The organism is Ancylobacter moscoviensis (assembly GCF_007559435.1).
GTDB classification, from domain to species: Bacteria; Pseudomonadota; Alphaproteobacteria; order Rhizobiales; family Xanthobacteraceae; genus Ancylobacter; species Ancylobacter moscoviensis.
The window spans coordinates 276,658-295,402 of sequence record NZ_VMBP01000002.1; the positions used below are offsets into that span (position 1 = coordinate 276,658).

The 18,745-nt window shown below is 67.4% G+C and carries 19 protein-coding genes; 11 read left to right on the forward strand and 8 right to left on the reverse strand.

What is annotated here, in order from left to right; translation table 11 throughout:
• Positions 1-82: 82 nt before the first annotated feature.
• Positions 83-394, reverse strand: a complete 312-nt coding sequence (locus FO470_RS07510) for a hypothetical protein (RefSeq protein ID WP_144342330.1) — start codon at positions 392-394, stop codon at positions 83-85.
• 127 nt (positions 395-521) lie between these two features.
• Complete coding sequence (locus FO470_RS07515) at positions 522-1,145, reverse strand: glutathione S-transferase family protein (RefSeq protein ID WP_418655049.1); 624 nt, start codon at positions 1,143-1,145, stop codon at positions 522-524.
• A 163-nt stretch (positions 1,146-1,308) separates the two neighbouring features.
• On the opposite strand from FO470_RS07515, the gene FO470_RS07520 reads away from it, so the two are divergent.
• From FO470_RS07520 to FO470_RS07535, 4 genes are all read left to right on the forward strand, one after another.
• Entirely contained in the window at positions 1,309-2,511 is a 1,203-nt protein-coding gene (locus FO470_RS07520; protein WP_144342332.1) for a pyridoxal phosphate-dependent aminotransferase, read from the forward strand.
• Between the two features lie 110 nt (positions 2,512-2,621).
• The gene (locus tag FO470_RS07525; RefSeq protein WP_246659509.1) at positions 2,622-3,113 is read left to right on the forward strand and encodes a DUF992 domain-containing protein; all 492 of its coding nucleotides are present in this window, start codon (positions 2,622-2,624) and stop codon (positions 3,111-3,113) included.
• A gap of 162 nt (positions 3,114-3,275) precedes the next feature.
• Entirely contained in the window at positions 3,276-4,259 is a 984-nt protein-coding gene (msrP, locus tag FO470_RS07530; protein WP_144342333.1) for a protein-methionine-sulfoxide reductase catalytic subunit MsrP, read from the forward strand.
• A gap of 354 nt (positions 4,260-4,613) precedes the next feature.
• On the forward strand, positions 4,614-5,123 hold the full coding sequence (locus FO470_RS07535) for a DUF2380 domain-containing protein (protein WP_144342334.1): 510 nt from the start codon (positions 4,614-4,616) through the stop codon (positions 5,121-5,123).
• 6 nt (positions 5,124-5,129) lie between these two features.
• Here the strand turns inward: FO470_RS07535 and FO470_RS07540 are convergent, their stop codons facing one another.
• Positions 5,130-6,023 carry a LysR family transcriptional regulator gene (locus FO470_RS07540; RefSeq protein ID WP_186291879.1) on the reverse strand — a complete coding sequence of 298 codons (894 nt, stop codon included), beginning with the start codon at positions 6,021-6,023 and terminating at the stop codon, positions 5,130-5,132.
• A 60-nt stretch (positions 6,024-6,083) separates the two neighbouring features.
• On the reverse strand, positions 6,084-7,067 hold the full coding sequence (trxB, locus tag FO470_RS07545) for a thioredoxin-disulfide reductase (RefSeq protein ID WP_144342336.1): 984 nt from the start codon (positions 7,065-7,067) through the stop codon (positions 6,084-6,086).
• Positions 7,068-7,327: 260 nt separating this feature from the next.
• On the opposite strand from trxB, the gene FO470_RS07550 reads away from it, so the two are divergent.
• Genes FO470_RS07550 through FO470_RS07565 form a run of 4 tightly spaced genes read left to right on the forward strand, consistent with a single transcriptional unit; the run spans position 7,328 to position 10,418 of the window.
• On the forward strand, positions 7,328-7,804 hold the full coding sequence (locus tag FO470_RS07550) for an Lrp/AsnC family transcriptional regulator (protein ID WP_144342337.1): 477 nt from the start codon (positions 7,328-7,330) through the stop codon (positions 7,802-7,804).
• Positions 7,801-8,697, forward strand: coding sequence for a glycosyltransferase family 8 protein (locus FO470_RS07555; protein ID WP_144342338.1), 897 nt, complete (start codon positions 7,801-7,803; stop codon positions 8,695-8,697). The genes FO470_RS07550 and FO470_RS07555 overlap by 4 nt, the downstream gene beginning before the upstream one ends.
• Before the next feature lie 3 nt (positions 8,698-8,700).
• On the forward strand, positions 8,701-9,339 hold the full coding sequence (locus FO470_RS07560) for a methyltransferase domain-containing protein (RefSeq protein ID WP_144342339.1): 639 nt from the start codon (positions 8,701-8,703) through the stop codon (positions 9,337-9,339).
• Positions 9,336-10,418: an ELM1/GtrOC1 family putative glycosyltransferase gene (locus tag FO470_RS07565; RefSeq protein WP_144342340.1), complete on the forward strand. Its 1,083-nt coding sequence runs from the start codon at positions 9,336-9,338 to the stop codon at positions 10,416-10,418. Before FO470_RS07560 ends, FO470_RS07565 begins: the two co-directional genes overlap by 4 nt.
• On the opposite strand, the gene FO470_RS07570 is transcribed toward FO470_RS07565, so the two are convergent.
• The 4 genes from FO470_RS07570 to carA all read right to left on the reverse strand — a co-directional run bounded on the left by FO470_RS07570 (position 10,391) and on the right by carA (position 16,944).
• The gene (locus FO470_RS07570; RefSeq protein WP_144342341.1) at positions 10,391-11,467 is read right to left on the reverse strand and encodes a glycosyltransferase family 4 protein; all 1,077 of its coding nucleotides are present in this window, start codon (positions 11,465-11,467) and stop codon (positions 10,391-10,393) included. The two genes, FO470_RS07565 and FO470_RS07570, sit on opposite strands and share 28 nt — an antisense overlap.
• Before the next feature lie 22 nt (positions 11,468-11,489).
• On the reverse strand, positions 11,490-11,963 hold the full coding sequence (gene greA, locus FO470_RS07575) for a transcription elongation factor GreA (protein WP_144342342.1): 474 nt from the start codon (positions 11,961-11,963) through the stop codon (positions 11,490-11,492).
• Positions 11,964-12,099: 136 nt separating this feature from the next.
• Entirely contained in the window at positions 12,100-15,435 is a 3,336-nt protein-coding gene (gene carB / locus FO470_RS07580; protein ID WP_144342343.1) for a carbamoyl-phosphate synthase large subunit, read from the reverse strand.
• A 306-nt stretch (positions 15,436-15,741) separates the two neighbouring features.
• Positions 15,742-16,944, reverse strand: a complete 1,203-nt coding sequence (gene carA, locus FO470_RS07585; protein ID WP_144342344.1) for a glutamine-hydrolyzing carbamoyl-phosphate synthase small subunit — start codon at positions 16,942-16,944, stop codon at positions 15,742-15,744.
• A 222-nt stretch (positions 16,945-17,166) separates the two neighbouring features.
• Between carA and FO470_RS07590 the strand changes: the two genes are divergently transcribed.
• From FO470_RS07590 to FO470_RS07600, 3 genes are all read left to right on the forward strand, one after another.
• Entirely contained in the window at positions 17,167-17,625 is a 459-nt protein-coding gene (locus tag FO470_RS07590; RefSeq protein ID WP_144342345.1) for a GatB/YqeY domain-containing protein, read from the forward strand.
• A gap of 82 nt (positions 17,626-17,707) precedes the next feature.
• On the forward strand, positions 17,708-18,433 hold the full coding sequence (locus FO470_RS07595; protein ID WP_144342346.1) for an AzlC family ABC transporter permease: 726 nt from the start codon (positions 17,708-17,710) through the stop codon (positions 18,431-18,433).
• A complete protein-coding gene (locus FO470_RS07600) occupies positions 18,430-18,732 on the forward strand; it encodes an AzlD family protein (RefSeq protein ID WP_144342347.1) in 303 nt (100 codons plus the stop codon). Before FO470_RS07595 ends, FO470_RS07600 begins: the two co-directional genes overlap by 4 nt.
• The last annotated feature ends 13 nt before the right edge of the window (positions 18,733-18,745 follow it).

The following is an 18,745-nucleotide window of genomic DNA, read 5'->3' on the forward strand; positions in this document are numbered from 1 at the left end:
GGTTAGAGCACGCCGGCGATGCTGCCAACATCAGTCGGCTGAACAAGCCGTGAGACCCGGCGGAGCGGGGAGGCGGCGCCGGTCAGCCCTGGCGGTGACGCGGCGCGTGGTCCTCGTGCGCAGACTGCAGCGTGTGGCGCAGCATGAAGGTGGTGAGGCCGCACAGGCCGACGAAGGCGGACAGCAGGATGGCGCCGACGGCGATACGGTCGTCGGAGACCGAGCCGTGGACGATCTCGAGCGCGGAGGCGCGCTGCAGGCCGAACATGCAGAGCACGGCGACGATCGCGAAGGTGAGCGAGAGCACGACGCCGGCTTCCATCGCCGCGCGGCGGAGCCGGCGGTGGGCGGTGTGGCGGGGCGCGACGTGCCCGGCGGTGCGCTGCTGCGGCATGGCGAGATTTCCTCCGATCGACGGCGACGGCCCGTCGATGGAGGTAATCTGGACCGGGAACACGGCTCGGCTTCGACGCCACTTTGCGCGACCCGGTGCCATTTCGCGGCTATTTCAGGGCAAATACTTAAGCGATGTTAACGAGTTGCTCGCCGGCAGCCGGGCGCCAGTCCATGCCGACATGGGAAGGCAGCGCGGCAACACGGTCCAGCCACGCGCGCACCGCGGGAAAGGTGCGCAGATCGAAGTCGCCTTCTTCCGCCACATGGGTATGGGCGTAGAGGGCGATGTCGGCGATGGTCAGCGCGCCATCGACGAAGAAGGGCCGGCGGGAAAGATGGCGCTCCATCACGCCGAGGACGGCGTAGCCTTCCTCCATCCAGCGGTCGATGTCGTGGGTACGCAGCTCCCGCCCGCCCTTCACCAGCTTGAGCCAGAAGCGGGCGGCGCCGATGGAGGGCTCATGGCTGTGCTGCTCGAAGAACATCCAGCGCAGCACCTCCGCCCGCGCCAGCGGCTCGTCGGGCAGCAGCGGTGACCCGTCGGCAAGGAAGAACATGATGGCGTTCGATTCGGGCAGGTAGCGTCCGCCCGGCAGCTCCAGCAGCGGCACCCGGCCTTCCGGGTTTTTCATCAGGAAGTCGGGGGTGCGATTTTCGCCACGCAGCAGGTCGACATCGATCAGTTCGAAGGGGACGCCGAGCTTGGCGAGCAGCAGCCGCACCTTGTAGCAGTTGCCCGAGCTCTGCATCGCATAGACCTTGAGCACGCGGCAAACTCCAGCATGGACGACAAAAAAGGCGCAGCGGCAGGATAACGCAGCATGGAACCCGACCGCAGGTAGGGAATCGCTTGCCGGGGCGCAAGGGCTCGACTAGTTGTCGCGCGCAAAACATCCTCAAGGGAGCTCGGCCATGAGCCTGATATCCGCCGCCCTGAAGCGCATCAATCCTTCCCAGACCATCGCCATTTCGAACAAGGCGCGGGAGTTGAAAGCGGCCGGTCGCGACGTGATCGCACTGGCGGCCGGCGAGCCCGATTTCGAGACGCCGGACAACATCAAGGAAGCCGCCATCAAGGCGATTCGCGATGGCCAGACCCGCTATACGGCGGTGGACGGCATCCCCGAACTGAAGGCGGCGATCGTCGCCAAGTTCAAGCGCGAGAACGGCCTCACCTACAAGCCGAGCCAGATCACGGTCGGCACTGGCGGCAAGCAGGTGCTGTTCAACGCGCTGGTGGCGACCGTCGACGCCGGCGACGAGGTGGTCATACCGGCGCCGTACTGGGTCAGCTACCCGGACATCGTGCAGTTCGCCGGGGGCACTCCGGTGCCGGTCGAGACGAAGCTGGAGGATAACTTCAAGCTCCAGCCGGCGGCTCTGGAAGCGGCGATCACGCCGAAGACCAAGTGGCTGATCTTCAACTCGCCGTCGAACCCGACCGGCGCCGCCTATACCCGTGCGGAGATGAAGGCGCTCACGGACGTGCTGGTGAAGCATCCGCATGTGTGGATTCTCACCGACGACATGTATGAGCACCTCGTCTATGACGACTTCGAGTTCGTCACCCCGGCGCAGGTCGAACCCGCGCTGTACGACCGCACGCTGACCATGAATGGCGTCTCCAAGGCCTATTGCATGACCGGCTGGCGCATCGGCTATGCCGCGGGCCCGGAGGCGCTGATCAAGGCTATCGGCACGCTGCAGTCGCAGTCCACCTCGAACCCCAACTCCATCGCCCAGTGGGCGGCGGTCGAGGCACTGAACGGTTCGCAGGACTTCATCGCCGCGAACAATAAGGTGTTCAAGGAGCGTCGCGACCTCGTGGTGTCCATGCTGAACCAGACGGCGGGGCTGACCTGTCCGAAGCCGGAGGGGGCGTTCTACGTTTATCCGTCCTGCGCCGGGCTGATCGGCAAGAGCACGCCAGCGGGCAAGGTGATCGACACCGACGAAACCTTCGCCAGCGAACTTCTGGAGTCCGAAGGCGTGGCCGTGGTGCATGGGTCGGCGTTCGGTCTCGGTCCGGCGTTCCGCATTTCCTATGCCACCTCGACCAAGGATCTTGAGGAAGCATGCCTGCGTATCCAGCGCTTCTGCGGCTCGCTGCGCTGAGGTAAAAATGACTTTATCCGGCCGGGCGACGCGCCCCGGCCGGATAGCCGCCTTCGGCGGCACGGCGCCGGTCCCCAGCCGGTCGCGCGTCTTCTCCAGGGAGAGACAGAATGATCCGTACCGTAATGTCGCGTGGCCTCATCGCCGCCGCGCTCGCTGCCGGCGTCGGCAGCCTCTTTGCCGTGCCGGCCTCGGCGCAGGGCAAGCGCGTGGAAGCCGGCGTGCTGGAGTGCCGCGGTTCCAAGTCGGTGAGCTTCATCATCGGCTCCAAGCGCACGCTGGACTGCGTGTTCCGCAGCACGCGCGGCCGCAGCTACCCCTATGAGGGCACGATCCGTCGCTGGGGCGTCGACCTCGGCGTGACCGGCCGCAATGCGCTGGTGTGGACCGTGCTGGCGCCGTCGCGCGGCGTGCGCTCGGGCGACCTCGACGGCACCTATGCCGGCGTCTCCGGCAGCGTCGCCCTCGGCTTGGGCGTGGCCGGCAACGTGCTGGTCGGCGGCTCGCGCAACACGATCGCGCTGCAGCCTCTCAGCGTCGAAGGCCAGACCGGCGTGAACGTCGCGCTCGGCGTTGGCGACCTGCGTCTGACCTCCCGGTGAGCAGCGGCGCCGTGTGGCGCCCGTTTTCCCGATATGAACGTCCAGGCCCGGCGGTCCCCCGCCGGGCTTTTTCGTAAATCCGCACGACGAGTTGATGGGCGCTCCTGAGCGCGCGGCGCCTGAACGGCGTATCTTCCCGGCAATCGACCGAGGGAGACCGCCATGCTGATCCGCCGCCGGCCTTCATGGGCATTGCCGGAAAGCGCCGCTACACCCGAATCCGTCTATCTCTCCCGCCGCCACCTGCTCGGGGCGGGCATCGGCCTGCTGGCGGCTGCTGGCCTTCCCCACGGTGCCGAGGCCGCGCCGGCCGCCGGCGATCCGGCGACCGATCCGACACGCGACCTCTATCCGGCCAAGCGCAATCCCGCCTACACGCTGGATCATCCCATCACCCCGGAAGAGGTCTCCGGCAACTACAACAATTTCTACGAGTTCGGCTCCGACCGGCGGAACTACCAGGTCGCCGATATCGCCGAGCGCATGCCGCGCCGCCCCTGGACGGTGAAGATCGACGGGCTGGTGGAGAAGCCGCGCGAGGTCGGCATCGACGACATCATCCGCGCCATGACGCTGGAAGAGCGCCTCTACCGCCACCGCTGCGTCGAGGCCTGGTCCATGGCGGTGCCGTGGACGGGCTTTCCGCTGAAGAACTTCGTGGCGTGGGCAAAGCCGTTGTCGGGGGCGAAATATGTGCGCTTCGAGACGTTCGTGAATCCGTCGGTGGCGCCGGGACAGAACCGCTTCATCTATCCCTGGCCCTATGTCGACGGTCTCACCATGGCGGAAGCGACCAACGAACTCGCCTTCCTCGTCACCGGCGTCTACGGCAAGCCGGCGCCGAACCAGTACGGCGCGCCGCTGCGCCTCGCCGTGCCGTGGAAATACGGCTTCAAATCGGTGAAGTCGATCGTGCGCGTCTCCTTCGTCGAGGAGCGGCCCGTGGGGCTGTGGGAGCAGGTGCAGGGGCGCGAATACGGCTTCTGGGCCAATGTGAACCCTGCCGTGTCCCATCCGCGCTGGAGCCAGGCGAGCGAGCGCGACATCGGCACCGGCGAGCGGCGTCCGACCCAGATCTACAACGGTTATGGCGAGCAGGTCGCCGGGCTCTATGCCGGACTGAGCGGCGAGAAGCTGTTCATGTGAACCGATCGCCGCGGCCGCGCTGCGACCCGCAGACAAGAAAAAAGCCGGATCCAAAAGGATCCGGCTTAAGTTTTCGCCACCGAAGTGGCGAACCTTCCAGAGGGGAACAGCCGAAACGAAAACGCATCGGCGTCGCCCACTGATATGGTCAAAGATCGAGCAGCTTGCAATAAATTATGCCTGCATGGCAGGCATGCGTTATTGCATCCAGCTTGTCATGTAGCCGACACTGCCCGCGAAATAAGCGCCCGGGCACCGGAGCGCGAGTCGCCGCGAGGCGTTGGAAACCGGTCCTTTGGGGCTTAATCTTCCCCGCCCCGCATCGTCTCTCCATTCCCGCCGGAGGAGCCGTTCATGCCGACAGGCGACTTTGCACTCCGTCTCTCAGGGGCGCTCGGCGGTCTCGTGCTGGGCCTGTCGGTGGCAGTGGCGACGCCGGCATCCACGCTGGTGGCCATCGCCGATATCGGCTTCACCGATTCGTCCGGCGAGGCGAAGGACCAGAGCGCCGAGCATGAGGCGCGCCGTCTGGAGCTCACCCAGGCTCTGCGGGCCGATATCGGCCGTAACGACCGGCTGGAGAGCCTGTCGCTCGCCTGCGAAGGCGCCTGCCGCCTCGACGGGGAGGGCGTGGAGGCGCTGCGCCAGCGGGCCCGGCAGGCCGGCGCCGCCTATGTCGTGGTCGGCAGCGTGCACAAGATGAGCACGCTCGTGCTCTCCATGCGCGTGGCGGTGCTGGATGTCGCCTCCGGCAAGCTGGTGCTGGAGCGGCTGCTCAGTTTCCGCGGCGACAATGACGAGGGCTGGCGCCACGCCGGCGACTACGCCGCCCGCGAGGTCGCCGGGCGGCTCGCTGTGCGCTGAGGTCGCTCAGAAGTTCCAGCGCTGTGCCTTGGCGACCAGGAAGTCGCGGAACACCTGGATGCGCGCGACCGAGCGCATTTCCTGCGGGTAGACGAAATAGGCTTCCAGCGTCGGCGTCGGGCGCTCCTGGAAGAGCTGCACCAGCGTCGCGGAATCCTCCAGCAGGTAGTCGGGCACGATGCCGATGCCGACGCCGCGCTCCACCGCGCGCTTCAGGCCCAGCACGTTGTTGACCGAGAGGGCCGGCACCCGGCTTTCCTGCCCGTCCTCCAGCCCGGCGCGCTCCAGCCAGTTCAGACCCTGGAAATAGGAGGGGATCGGGCCGCCGAGCAGGATGATGCGGTGCTTGTCGAGCTCGTCCAGCGTGCGCGGGTGGCCGTTGCGCTTCAGATACTCCGCCGAGGCGAAGGCGTGGAAGTGCACCGTGAACAGCTTGCGCTGGATCAGGTCCGGCTGCACCGGCTGGCGCAGGCGGATGGCGACGTCGGCCTCGCGCATGGCGAGATCGAGTTCGTCGTCGGTGAGGATCAGCGTGATGCGGATGTCGGGATAGAGTTCGAGGAACTCGCCGATGCGCGCGGTGAGCCAATGGGTGCCCAGACCCATGGTGGTGGTCACGCGCAGCTCGCCGTTCGGCTTCTCGCGGCTGTCCGTCAGCTTGGCGCGCGCCGCCTCCAGCTTCATGAACACTTCGTGGGCGGTCCGGTAGAGCAGGTCGCCCTGCTCGGTCAGGATCAGGCCGCGTGCGTGGCGGTGGAACAGCGGGATGTTGAGTTCCTGCTCCAGCGCGGAAACCTGCCGGCTGACCGCCGACTGCGACAGCCCGAGAGCTTCGCCCGCATGGGTGAAGGAGCCGGCTTCGGCGGCGACGTGAAAGACCTTGAGCTTGTCCCAGTCCATGTCACGTGCCCGGTTGGCCTTATTGTCCATGCGTCAGGGGCCCTGTTGTCACTCGCGGTCTCACTCGGCGGCGTGCGCGAGCGTTTCGCGCGCCGCGAGGAAGCGTTCGGCCTCCAGCGCGGCCATGCAGCCCATGCCCGCCGCCGTCACCGCCTGGCGGAACGTGTCGTCCGCGACGTCGCCGGCCGCGAACACGCCCTCCACCGAGGTCTGGGTCGAGTGGGGGGCCGTCCAGACATAGCCGCTGGGCTTGAGCTTAAGCTGGTCCTGCACCAACTCGGTGGCCGGCGCATGGCCGATGGCGATGAACACGCCGTCGGCCGTGCGCTCGGCGTAGGCGCCGGTGGCGACGTCCTTCAGCACAACGCCGGTGACGCGGGTGGGCTCATGTTCGCCCTTCACCTCGTGGATGGCGGCGTTCCACACCACCTCCACCTTGGGGTGGGCGAAGAGCCGCTCCTGCAGGATGCGCTCGGCGCGGAAGCTGTCGCGGCGGTGCACGACCGTGACCTTCGAGGCGAAGTTGGTGAGGAACAGGGCCTCTTCGACCGCGGTGTTGCCACCGCCGACCACGATCACTTCCTTGCCGCGATAGAAGAAGCCGTCGCAGGTGGCGCAGGCGGAGACGCCGTGGCCACGATAGGCCTGCTCGGAATCGAGCTCCAGCCAGCGCGCCTGCGCGCCGGTGGCGAGTATGACGGTCTCGGCGATCCACACCGTGCCGGAGTCGGTCTCGGCGCGGAAGGGGCGGCTCGACAGGTCGAGGCGGGTCACGAGGTCGTTGACGATGCGCGTGCCCATCTTCTCGGCCTGCGCCTGCATCTGCTCCATCAGCCAAGGGCCCTGGATCGGATCGGCGAAGCCGGGATAATTTTCCACGTCGGTGGTGATGGTGAGCTGCCCGCCCGGCTGGATGCCCTGGATCAGCACCGGCTCAAGCATCGCCCGCGCGGCGTAGACCGCGGCGGTATAGCCCGCGGGTCCGGAGCCGATGATGAGGACCTTGACGTGATTGGCCTGACTGGACGAGGGCGCCGGCGACATGGAAAGCTCGCTTGGGGTTGAGGCACGGGGAAAGGCCACATGGATGACACATGCGTCCGCCGCAAGGGGCGCCCGGGTCAGCCATGCGAAAATGTAGGGGCTGACCCGACCCGCCGCAAGGCGGGGCGCTCCTATCCATTAGTTTTCCATAAGGAAGATTGCGCGGGACAAGCGCGCAAGATAATTGCTCTGCCCGGCCGCTTCACTATCTTCGCGGCCGACAGGCGCGCCGTCTCGGCCGCCGCAACCGGAGGCGCCGCGTGGTTCGCCGTATCGACGCGATCGACTGGAACATTCTGCGCGAGCTTCAGGGCGATGGCCGCATCACCAATGTGGAGCTGTCCCAGCGCGTCGGCATTTCCGCCCCTCCCTGCCTGCGCCGGGTCCGTGCGCTGGAGGAGGAGGGCATCATCAAGGGCTATCGCGCCCTGCTCGACGAGAAGAAGCTCGGCTTCGACCTGATGGCCTTCGCCATGGTCCATCTCGTGAGCCAGGCCGAGGCGGATCTCTCCGCCTTTGCCGAGCAGGTCGAGCGCTGGCCGCTGGTGCGCGCCTGCTGGATGCTCTCCGGTGAGACCGACTTCATCCTGCTCTGCGTCGCGCCGGACCTTCGGACTTTCCAGAATTTCGTGCTGGAGCTGACGGGCGCGCCGAACGTGCGCAACGTGAAGACCGCGCTCACGCTGAAGCAGACCAAGGACGTCGCCGTGGTGCCGATGGAAGGGGACGCCCCTTGATCGTCGCCACCGCGACCGACACGGCCTATGTCGAACTGACCGGCGTCATGCTAGCCTCGCTCGCCGACAAGGCGGCGGGCGACTTCGAGGCGGTCTACGTGTTCTGCGACGGCGTCTCGGATGCCGACAAGGAGCGGCTGCGGGCCAGCTACGGCCTGCCCAACATCGTCTTCGTCGACATGACGGACGAGATGGTCCGGCACTTCGCGGCCCGGCCAGTGAACCATCACCTCTCGCGCACGGCCTATGCGCGCATCCTGATGCCGCTGAGCCTGAGCGAGGCCACCGGCCGGCTGTTCTACATCGATTGCGACACGCTGGTGAACGCCTCGCTCGCCCCGCTCGCCAGCCTGCCGATGGACGGCTTCGCGCTGGCGGCGGTGGACGACATCGCCCGGCAGGTGCCTGAGCGCCACATCAAGCGCAACCGCGACATCGGCCTGCCCGATGAGATGCGCTACTTCAACAGCGGCGTGCTGCTGATCGATCTCGAGAAATGGCGCGCCGATCGGGTGACCGAGCGCACCATCGAGTTCATCAACTCGCGGCCGACCCTGCCGATGATGGACCAGGACGCGCTCAACGGGGCGCTGCGCGGGGCGTGGCTGCCGCTGGACGAGAGCTGGAACCTGCATCGCCGTCTGGAAAAGGGCGTCTACACGGACGACCCGTCGATCTGGCGCGAAGCCCGCATCGTTCATTTCATCGGGCAGGTGAAGCCCAATTACACCGATTGCAACCATCCGGCGCGCGATCTCTATTTCGAGCATCGTGCCCGTACGCCCTTCGCTTCCGTCCCCTTGAAGACCAAGTTCGGGCGCAAGGTGGAGAAGCGGGCGCGCCGGCTGCGGCGGTTCTTCGGCAAGCTCAAGCGGCGCGTTCTCGGAGCCTAGGGAATGGAATACAGCCTGGTCGACGAATACGCGAAGCTGCATTCGCGCCACCGCTACGGCGCCACCGCGCGCCATGCGCTGGCCGACATGCTGCCGCACATCCTGGCGCTCAAGCCCGCCTCGCTGATCGATTTCGGCTGCGGCCAGAGCAATCTCGCCTTCCTCATCGCGGCCAAGGCCGGCATCCCCGAAATCCATCGCTACGATCCGGCCATTCCGGAAATCTCGACGCTGCCGGGCAAGCGGGTGGAGCTGGCCGTCAATGTCGATGTGATGGAGCATATCCCCGACGAGGAGATCGATACCGTGCTCGCCTCCATCGCGGCGAGCGCCGGCCATGCGCTGTTCGTCATCGATACCGGGCCGGCCAAGATGCTGCTTTCGGACGGGCGCAACGCCCATGTCTCGCAGCATGGCGCCGAGTGGTGGCTGGCGCGGCTCAAGCCCCATTTCCCGAACATCCGCCAGATGCCGATCCACCGCCGCGCCCGCGTGGCCTTCAAGACCTGGGACGGCGAGGTGGGGGGACTGACCGGCCTCGCCGTGCGGGCGCGCGAGCGAGCCATCTACCGCGCCCAGAAGCTCACCCGCTCGGCGCAGCGCAAGCTGTTCGGGACCAAACCGCGGGGAGCTTCCCGGTGAAGCTGCTCGTCCTGCGCGACAAGAAGCCGGGGCATTTCAATCAGGCGGAAGGCGTCGCGCTGGCGGTCGGGCGGCTGGCGCCCATCGAGGTGACGCGGCTCGACATCCGCCCGAGCTGGTTCGCGCATGACGACGTGCGCAAGCTCATCATGCGCCGCTATGGCAAGGACGCGCGCTACTGGCTGCGCGCCATGTACGGCATCGACGCGGACCGCCTGGAGAAGCCGGACGTCATCATCGGTTCCGGTCGTCCGACGATCGCTGCCGGCATCCTCATCAGTCGGGTCTTCGGCGGCGTGCCCTTCCTCTATTCGGGCGGCATCGGCGGCTATGACACGCGCGAGGTGAGCCTGATGGTCGTCGCCTCGCCGCGCGCGGCCGGCAATCCGCGTTCGGCCTGGGCGCTCATTCCCTCCGTCGTCGATCCGTCCGACTACGCGCCGCCGCGCCGCCTCGGCACGCCGGCCGATCTCAAGGGCGCGGAGATCGCCCTGCTGGTCGGCGGCACCGCCTATCGCAAGGAATGGCCCGCGAACGAGTGGGATGCGCTGGTGCGGCTCGTGCGGGAGGTGGCGAAGGAATACGGCGTGCGCTGGCGCGTCTCCACCTCGCGCCGAACCCCCGACGAGGTCGGGGCGCAACTTGCCGCGCTCGACAAGGAAGGCGCGCTCGCCGAGTTCATCGACTACGGCAACGCCGGTCCCGGCTCGGTGCGGGCGCTGTTCGGCGCGGATGCGGTGGCGGTGACGGAGGATTCCATGAGCATGCTGGCCGAGGGGCTGACCGCCGGCCGGCCGGTCATCGGCCTGCGCTCGGCGAAGGTTCATGATGGTTACGCCAGCGAGGCGATCTCGGCCTGGGCGGCGAAGAGCTGGGCGGGGCCGGCGAAAGCGGAAAGCCTCGCCATCCTGCCGCTCGGCACGGTTACCGCCGAGCAGTTCGCGAGGACGCTGGTGAAACTGGAGCCCCCCACCACGGATGTGCGGGGCGAACTCGCCGCGATCATCGCCCCGGTGCTGGGGCTGACGGTGCCGGAAGTACAGGCCCCGGCTCAGCGGGTCGCCCAGACCTCGTCATAGACGGCGTTGATCCGTTTCGCCTCCACCTCGATCGAGTGCGAGTCGAGGATGTGGCGGCGAGACGCCTCGGCGCGCGCCGTGCGGCCGGCTTCGTCGAGCTGCATGAAAGCCTCGACCGCCCCGGCCATCGCCTCGACGTCCCCCGGAGGAATCATGGTGCCGGTCTTGCCCTCGACGACCAACTCCTCGAAGGCGCCAACCATGGTCGCCACCACCGGCACGCCGGAAGCCATCGCCTCCAGCGGCGTGACGCCGAAGCCCTCCCACCGCTGCGGGGCGACATAGAGGTCGAGCGCGCGATACCAGGGCGCGATATCGGAGGTCGCGACCTCGCCGGGGAACAGGATGCGGTCGGCAAGGCCGGCCTTCTCCACCTTCTCGCGTTGCTCGGCGAAGAAGGCGGTGTGTGCGCCGGTGGCACGGCCCAAAACCACGCCGCCCCAGCCGGGATGGTCCGGCAGGATACGGATCAGCGCGTCCACGAAGACATCCGTGCCCTTCTGCGCACGGATGCGGCCGAAGCAGCCGACCATCTTCAGGTCTTCCGGCAGCCCCACCGCCCTGCGGGCCTGCGCCTTGTCGGGGGTGGGCACGAAGGTGCCGGTGTCGATACCGTGGTGGATCACGGTGGAAGGTCGCTGGAGATAGGAAGCCGTCTTCGCCGAGGTGGCGATGACCGCGTCCATGCGCGAGATGAGGAAGCGGCTCCAGCGCGTGTGCCAGCGCTGCGAGGCGGAGGTGAAGACCAGCGTGAGCGGCATGCGCAATACGTCGCGCAGCACGACGCCGGCCAGCATCTCGACATTGCGCCGGGCGTGCCAGATGCGCGTGCGTCGGGATGCGGGACGGCGCCAGAGACGGCGCAGATCGAGAAAACCGATGCGCGGCACGCCGGGGGCGAGACGCGGCCCGAGAGCGGCGATGCCGACATCCCGGGCCTGGTAGGGAACGACACGTTCCAGCGTCGAGGTCACACCGGAAAGGCGGCGCTTGAAATTCGGCGCCACGACTTCGAGCCGTGCCGGATCAACCGCCGTCTTCTCCGTCATGTGTACGTCCGATGCGTTCCGTTCAGGCGAAGCGGACGCCGGCGATCTCGTAGGAGCGGGCGCCCTTGGGCGTGACCACTTCCACGGAGGTGCCAAGTTTCTTGCCGATGAGCGCGCGCGCCAGCGGCGAGGAGATGGAGATGCGGCCGGCCTTCGCGTCGGCCTCCATGTCGCCGACGATCTGCCAGCTCTTCTCCTCTTCCGTGTCCTCGTCGATGAGGGTCACGGTGGCGCCGAACTTGACGATGTCGCCGGTGAGCTTGGCGACGTCGATGATCTCCGCGCGCGAGAGCTTGTCCTCGAGGTCGGCGATGCGACCCTCGTTGAGCGCCTGCTGCTCCTTGGCGGCATGGTACTCGGCGTTCTCGGACAGGTCGCCGTGGGCGCGGGCCTCGGAAATGGCCTCGATGATGCGCGGGCGCTCGACCTGCTGGCGCTGCTTGAGCTCGCTCTCCAGGGCGGCATGGCCGCCAGCGGTCATCGGAATCTTTTCCATTGGTCTTTTCTTGACCTCCCAAAAGCAAACGAAGCCCCCGCGGGGGTTCATCGGGCCGTGGGCCCTCGATGAACCACCCGCGCGGGCTTTCTATTTCCGTCGTTCGCGGCGGTTTGTCTGCGCCGCGAAGGCGCCGTCAGAACCGGCCGGGGTTGAAGTAGTCCTGCAGGGCACGCACTTCCAGATCGCCGCCGATATAGGCCTTGATCCCCCGCGCCGCCGCTATGGCACCTGATAGCGTGGTGTAATACGGCACTTTGTGCAAGAGGGCGGCGCGGCGCAGCGACCGGGAATCGGCCAGCGCCTGCGCGCCCTCGGTCGTGTTGAAGACGAGCTGCACCTCGCCGTTCTTGATCGCGTCGACGATATGCGGACGGCCTTCCAGTACCTTGTTGATCTTGGCGCTGGGCACGTCGTGCTCGGCCAGGAAACGCTGGGTGCCGGAGGTGGCGATCACCTTGAAGCCGAGCGAGACCAAAAGCCGCGCCGCGTCGAGGATGCGCGACTTGTCGTCGTCGCGCACCGAGACGAACACCGTGCCCGAGGTCGGCACCTTGGTGCCGCCGCCGAGCTGGCTCTTGGCGAAGGCGACGGGGAAGGAGCTGTCGAGCCCCATCACCTCGCCGGTCGAGCGCATCTCCGGGCCGAGCACCGTGTCGACGCCGGGGAAGCGCGCGAAGGGGAACACCGCTTCCTTCACCGCCACATGGTCGCCCGCGAAGGGGGTGAGCTTGAACGAAGCGAGATCCTCGCCCGCCATGACGCGGGCGGCGATCTTGGCGAAGGGCTGGCCGACCACCTTGGCGACGAAGGGCACCGTGCGCGAGGCGCGCGGATTGACCTCCAGCACGTAGATCGTGCCGTCCTTGATGGCGTACTGGACGTTCATCAGGCCGCCGACGCCGAGCGCCAGCGCCATCTTGCGGGTCTGCGCCTCCAGCTCGGCGATGGTTTCCGGCTTGAGCGAGTAGGGCGGCAGCGAGCAGGCCGAATCACCCGAATGGATGCCGGCTTCCTCGATGTGCTCCATGATCCCGCAGATGAAGGTGTCCTTGCCGTCGGAGAGGCAGTCGACATCGACCTCGATGGCGTCCGAGAGATAGCGGTCGAACAGCAGCGGATTCTTGCCCAGCAGCGTGTTGATCTGGCCGGTCTTGTCGTTGGGGTAGCGCGCCTTGATGTCGTTCGGCACCAGTCCGGGCAAGGTGCCCAGCAGGTAGTCGCCGAGCTGGCTCTCCTCGTGGATGATCTGCATCGCCCGCCCGCCCAGCACGTAGGAGGGGCGAACGACCAGGGGATAGCCGAGGTCGGCGGTGACGAGACGGGCCTGCTCGACCGAATAGGCGATGCCGTTCGCCGGCTGGCGCAGCTTGAGCTTGTCCAGCAGCGTCTTGAAGCGGTCGCGGTCCTCGGCGAGGTCGATCGCTTCGGGCGAGGTGCCGAGGATCGGGATTTCCGCCTCTTCCAGCGCGCGGGCGAGCTTGAGCGGTGTCTGCCCGCCGAACTGCACGATGACGCCGTGCAGCGTGCCGTTGGCGCGCTCGCGGTCGAGTATCTCGATCACGTCCTCGGCGGTCAGCGGCTCGAAATAGAGCCGGTCCGAGGTGTCGTAGTCGGTGGAGACCGTCTCCGGGTTGCAGTTGACCATGATGGTCTCGTACCCGGCATCCTTCAGCGCGAAGGCGGCATGGCAGCAGCAATAGTCAAACTCGATGCCCTGGCCGATGCGGTTCGGTCCGCCGCCGAGGATCGCCACCTTCTTCCGGTCGGAAGGGCGCGATTCATCGGCGGGCGTGCCGGCGAAGGGCGTCTCGTAGGACGAATACATGTAGGCGGTCGGCGCGGCGAATTCGGCGGCGCAGGTGTCGATGCGCTTGTAGACCGGGCGCACGTCGAGCGCGCGGCGCTGGGCCGAGACTTCCGCCTCGTGCAGCCGGGCGAGGCCGGCGAGGCGCGAATCCGAGAAGCCCATCGCCTTCAGCTTGCGGAAGGCGCCGGCGGTCTTCGGCAGGCCGTGCGCGCGCACCTTGGCTTCCGTCTCGACGATCTCGCGGATCTGTTCGAGGAACCAGGGGTCGATCTTGCAGCCGGCGTGGATTGCCTCGTCGTCGAGGCCGAGGCGCATGGCCTGCGCCACCTTGAGCAGGCGGTCGGGCGTCGGCGTGCCGATGGCGGCGCGGATGGCGTTCTTGTCGTCGCCGAGACCCAGACCCTCGATCTCGATCTCGTCGAGGCCGGTGAGGCCGGTCTCCAGCGAGCGCAGCGCCTTCTGCAGGGATTCCTGGAAGGTACGGCCGATCGCCATCGCCTCGCCCACCGATTTCATCGAGGTGGTGAGGATCGGCTCGGAGCCGGGGAACTTCTCGAAGGCGAAGCGCGGGATCTTGGTGACGACGTAGTCGATGGTCGGCTCGAACGAGGCCGGGGTGGCGCCGCCGGTGATGTCGTTGGCGATCTCGTCCAGCGTGTAGCCGACGGCAAGGCGCGCGGCGACCTTGGCGATGGGGAAGCCCGTCGCCTTCGAGGCCAGAGCCGAGGAGCGCGAGACGCGCGGGTTCATCTCGATCACGATCATGCGGCCCGTCTCCGGGTCGATCGCGAACTGCACGTTGGAGCCGCCGGTCTCGACGCCGATCTCGCGCAGCACGGCGAGCGAGGCGTCGCGCATGCGCTGATATTCCTTGTCGGTCAGCGTCAGCGCGGGAGCCACGGTGATGGAATCGCCCGTATGGACGCCCATCGGGTCGATGTTCTCGATGGAGCAGACGATGATGCAGTTGTCCGCCTTGTCGCGGACGACCTCCATCTCGTACTCCTTCCAGCCGAGCACGCTTTCCTCGACAAGCACCTCGTTGGTGGGCGAGGCGTCGATGCCGCGCTCGATGATCTCGATGTACTCGGACTTGTTGTAGGCGATGCCGCCGCCCAGGCCGCCCATGGTGAAGGACGGGCGGATGATGGCCGGCAGGCCGACTTCCTCCAGCGCCTCCAGGGCCTGCGGCAGCGTCTTGATCTGGCGCGAGCGCGGCGTGTCGAGGCCGATCTTGGTCATCGCGTCGCGGAACAGTTCGCGGTCCTCGGCCTTGTCGATGGCCTCGGCGGTGGCGCCGATCATCTCGACGTCATACTCGTCCAGCACGCCCATCTTGCGCAGCGACAGCGCGCAGTTCAGCGCGGTCTGGCCGCCCATGGTCGGCAGCAGCGCGAAGCCGCCGGGGATCGCGTGGCGTTCCCGGGCGATGATCTTGGCGACGATTTCCGGGGTGATGGGCTCGATATAGGTGGCATCGGCGAGATCGGGATCGGTCATGATCGTCGCCGGATTGGAATTGACGAGGACCACCCGGTAGCCCTCGGCCTTGAGCGTCTTGCACGCCTGGGTGCCGGAATAATCGAACTCGCAGGCCTGGCCGATAACGATAGGGCCGGCGCCGATGATGAGGATGGTGGAGATATCTGTGCGTTTCGGCATCGGATCCCGTGCGGCTCGCGCATTTGTCCGGGCGCACGAAAAAGGACGCGCTGTGCAACGCGTCCTTGGGCGGACCCGGATTGAACTTTCTGGGCGAGGGGAGCCCCCGCAATTGGGGGCTTCCCTTAACCTAGATTCCCCCGAGGGGGAAGGGCACAGGCCCGCGTTGCCGACATGACCTCTTTGCCCCGGACGGACAGCCGCGTCGAACCGTTGTTGACGGTCGGCCCGCCGCCGGGCGCGAGCGCGAACATTCCTGATCGCAGCCGGGAGGGCTTTGCCAAGGGACTGTCGGCGCGCTGGCGCCTAGGCGGCCTTTTTCTTCGCGATCATTTCGACGAAGCGGTCGAAGAGATAATGGCTGTCCTGCGGGCCGGGGCTGGCTTCGGGGTGGTACTGCACCGAAAACACCGGCTTGTCGGTCAGCGCGATACCGGCGTTGGAGCCGTCGAACAGCGAGACATGGGTCTCGGTGGCGGTGGCCGGCAGGCTGTCGCGGTCAACCGCGAAGCCGTGGTTCATCGAGGTGATCTCGACCTTGCCGGTGGTCATGTCCTTGACCGGATGGTTCGCGCCGTGATGGCCCTGATGCATCTTCACCGTGCGCCCGCCCACCGCGAGGCTGATCATCTGGTGGCCGAGGCAGATGCCGAAGGTCGGCACGCCGCGGTCGATGATCTCGCGGATCACCGGCACGGCATATTCGCCCGTCGCCGCCGGGTCGCCGGGGCCGTTGGAGAGGAACACGCCGTCGGGATTGAGGGCGAGGATCTCCTCCGCCGAGGTGGTGGCGGGAACGACCGTCACCTTGCAGCCGGCGCGGGCGAGCAGGCGCAGGATGTTGCGCTTGATGCCGTAGTCGACGGCGACGACGTGGTGCGCCGGCACCTTCTGGTGTCCGTAGCCTTCCGGCCAGGTCCAGGGCGTCTCGTCCCAGGTGAAGCGCTGACTGCTGGTGACCATCGGCACCAGGTCCATGCCGACGAGGCCGGGCCACTGCGCGGCTTCCTTCTTCAGCGCGGGAAGGTCGAACGTGCCGTCCGGGGAATGGGCGATCACCGCATTGGGCATGCCGCCGTCGCGGATCAGCGCGGTGAGCGCGCGAGTGTCGATGCCGGAGATGGCGACGATGCCGCGTGCCTTGAGCCACTGGTCGAAATGGCGGGTAGCGCGGTAGTTCGAGGGATCGGTGATCGCCGAATGTAGCACCACGCCGCGCACGCCCGAGGCGCCGGCCATCGAGACGGTCTCGATGTCTTCCTCGTTGGTGCCGACATTGCCGATATGCGGGAAGGTGAAGGTGATGATCTGCCCGGCATAGGAGGGGTCGGTCAGCACCTCCTGATAGCCGGTCATCGCCGTGTTGAAGCAGACCTCGCCGACCGCGTGGCCCGTGGCGCCGAGGCCGAAGCCCTCCAGCACCGTTCCGTCGGCCAGCACGAGAAGGGCGGTCGGGAGGGGCTCGGCCCACACGTCGTCGCCGGAGTGCGGCTCAGCGCTACCGTTCATTGATCTTGTTCCCTGTCGTTGTGTGCCCTAATTAGTCGGTTGCCGCGCCGGATGCCAGCCTCACGCTGCGTATCTGGGCCTCGAATTGCGGATGGCTGCGCCGGATAGGGGCGCGGCGCGTGGGGCAGGGGCGGACAACCACAGGATCGCGAGCAGCGGTGCGGACCGGAAAGCGAGAATTCCGGCGCGCGGCCTCGCGAATTGCAGGAAGGCATAACGAACGTGTTGCGCGACGAGATCAACAATTCGCTCAAAGACGCCATGAAGGCGCAGGACAAGCGGCGCCTCGGCACGCTGCGCCTCGTCAATGCCGCGATCAAGGATCGCGATATCGAGGCGCGCGGCCATGGCAAGGACCCGCTCTCCGACGACGAACTGCTCGGGCTGCTGGCCAAGATGATCAAGCAGCGCGAGGAATCGGCGAAGGTCTACGAGGAGGCCGGCCGTGTCGACCTCGCGACCCAGGAGCGCGAGGAGATCGCGGTCATCCAGTCCTTCCTGCCGCAGCAGATGACGGAAGCCGAATCGCAGGCCGCGATCGCGGCGGTGATCGCCGAGATCGACGCTCACGGCCTCAAGGACATGGGCCGCACCATGGCCGCCCTGAAGGAGCGCTACATGGGCGTCATGGACTTCGGCAAGGCGAGCGGCACGGTGAAGGCGCTGCTGACGGCGGGCTGATCCGCCGGCTGCAAGTCAACCGTTCCATCACGCCGTCTTCCCCGGGCCCTCTCCAACCCGCGTCCAACGTCGCGTTCTCGCCATGCCGCCTGCCGCTGAACCATCCCCGCACGGGGCCGCGCTCACCTGGGCAGGCTGCTGGCGCGGGGCGAGGGCGATCCTCGCCGTGCTGCCGCCGGTCTTCGTCTTCGGCGTCGCCTTTGGCATCGCCGCGCGCGGCCACGGGCTCGAAGGCTGGATCGCGGCGCTGATGAGTGCGCTGGTCTTCGCCGGCGCCTCGCAGTTCGCGGCGCTGGATCTGTGGACGAAGCCGATCCCCTGGCTGCCGCTGTTGGTCGCGACCTTCGCCATCAATGCGCGGCACATCCTGCTCGGCGCCTCCCTCCGGGCGCTGTGCCGGGGCCTGCCGGCCTGGAAGGTCTATGGCTCGATGACGCTGCTCAGCGATCTCAACTGGGCGGCGCTGATCGCCGCCGAGCGGCGGGGCGAACGCGACCTCGGCTATCTCGTCGGAGCCGGTGCCCTGATGTGGCTGACCTGGGTGACGGCGAGCGTCATCGGTGCGGTGGCCGGCGGACTCACGCTCGACGATGTGAAGACCTACGCCCTCGACCTCGTGCTCGTGACCTTCTTCGCCACGACGCTGGTGGGCCTGCGGCGTGGCCGGATCGACGACCTGCCCTGGCTGGTGGCGGGCCTCGCCGCCATGGGGGCGGTCTGGTTCCTGCCGCCCAACTGGCATGTACTGGCAGGCGGGCTCGCCGGCGGCATCGCCGGCCTCGTGCGCGACGAGATGACGCGGTCATGAGCACTGTCGATGCGCTGCTCATCATCTTCGCCATGACGCTCATCACCTATGCGACGCGCGCCGGTGGCATCTTCCTCGTCGGCTTCGTTCCGATGTCCGCCCGTGTGGAGGCGTTCCTGCGCTATCTCGCGGGATCGGTGCTGGTGGCGATCGTCGTGCCGGCGACGGTGCGCGGCGGCGCGGCGGCCTATGTCGCCGTGGCGGTGGCGGTCGTGGGCACGCTGGTGCTGCGCAAGGCCCTGCCGGCGATCGCGCTCGGCATTCTCGCCGCGGCGCTCTGGCGCGCCTATATGGGGTGAGCTGACGGCTGGG

Coding starts and splice junctions, on each gene's coding strand:
- FO470_RS07595 (WP_144342346.1), top strand. CDS start 17,708: ATGCCGCCTGCCGCTGAACCATCCCCGCACGGGGCCGCGCTCACCTGG.
- FO470_RS07540 (WP_186291879.1), bottom strand. CDS start 6,023: ATGGACTGGGACAAGCTCAAGGTCTTTCACGTCGCCGCCGAAGCCGGC.
- carA (WP_144342344.1), bottom strand. CDS start 16,944: ATGAACGGTAGCGCTGAGCCGCACTCCGGCGACGACGTGTGGGCCGAG.
- FO470_RS07525 (WP_246659509.1), top strand. CDS start 2,622: ATGATCCGTACCGTAATGTCGCGTGGCCTCATCGCCGCCGCGCTCGCT.
- FO470_RS07520 (WP_144342332.1), top strand. CDS start 1,309: ATGAGCCTGATATCCGCCGCCCTGAAGCGCATCAATCCTTCCCAGACC.
- FO470_RS07600 (WP_144342347.1), top strand. CDS start 18,430: ATGAGCACTGTCGATGCGCTGCTCATCATCTTCGCCATGACGCTCATC.
- FO470_RS07535 (WP_144342334.1), top strand. CDS start 4,614: ATGCCGACAGGCGACTTTGCACTCCGTCTCTCAGGGGCGCTCGGCGGT.
- trxB (WP_144342336.1), bottom strand. CDS start 7,067: ATGTCGCCGGCGCCCTCGTCCAGTCAGGCCAATCACGTCAAGGTCCTC.
- FO470_RS07515 (WP_418655049.1), bottom strand. CDS start 1,145: ATGCAGAGCTCGGGCAACTGCTACAAGGTGCGGCTGCTGCTCGCCAAG.
- msrP (WP_144342333.1), top strand. CDS start 3,276: ATGCTGATCCGCCGCCGGCCTTCATGGGCATTGCCGGAAAGCGCCGCT.
- greA (WP_144342342.1), bottom strand. CDS start 11,963: ATGGAAAAGATTCCGATGACCGCTGGCGGCCATGCCGCCCTGGAGAGC.
- FO470_RS07570 (WP_144342341.1), bottom strand. CDS start 11,467: ATGACGGAGAAGACGGCGGTTGATCCGGCACGGCTCGAAGTCGTGGCG.
- FO470_RS07510 (WP_144342330.1), bottom strand. CDS start 394: ATGCCGCAGCAGCGCACCGCCGGGCACGTCGCGCCCCGCCACACCGCC.
- FO470_RS07560 (WP_144342339.1), top strand. CDS start 8,701: ATGGAATACAGCCTGGTCGACGAATACGCGAAGCTGCATTCGCGCCAC.
- carB (WP_144342343.1), bottom strand. CDS start 15,435: ATGCCGAAACGCACAGATATCTCCACCATCCTCATCATCGGCGCCGGC.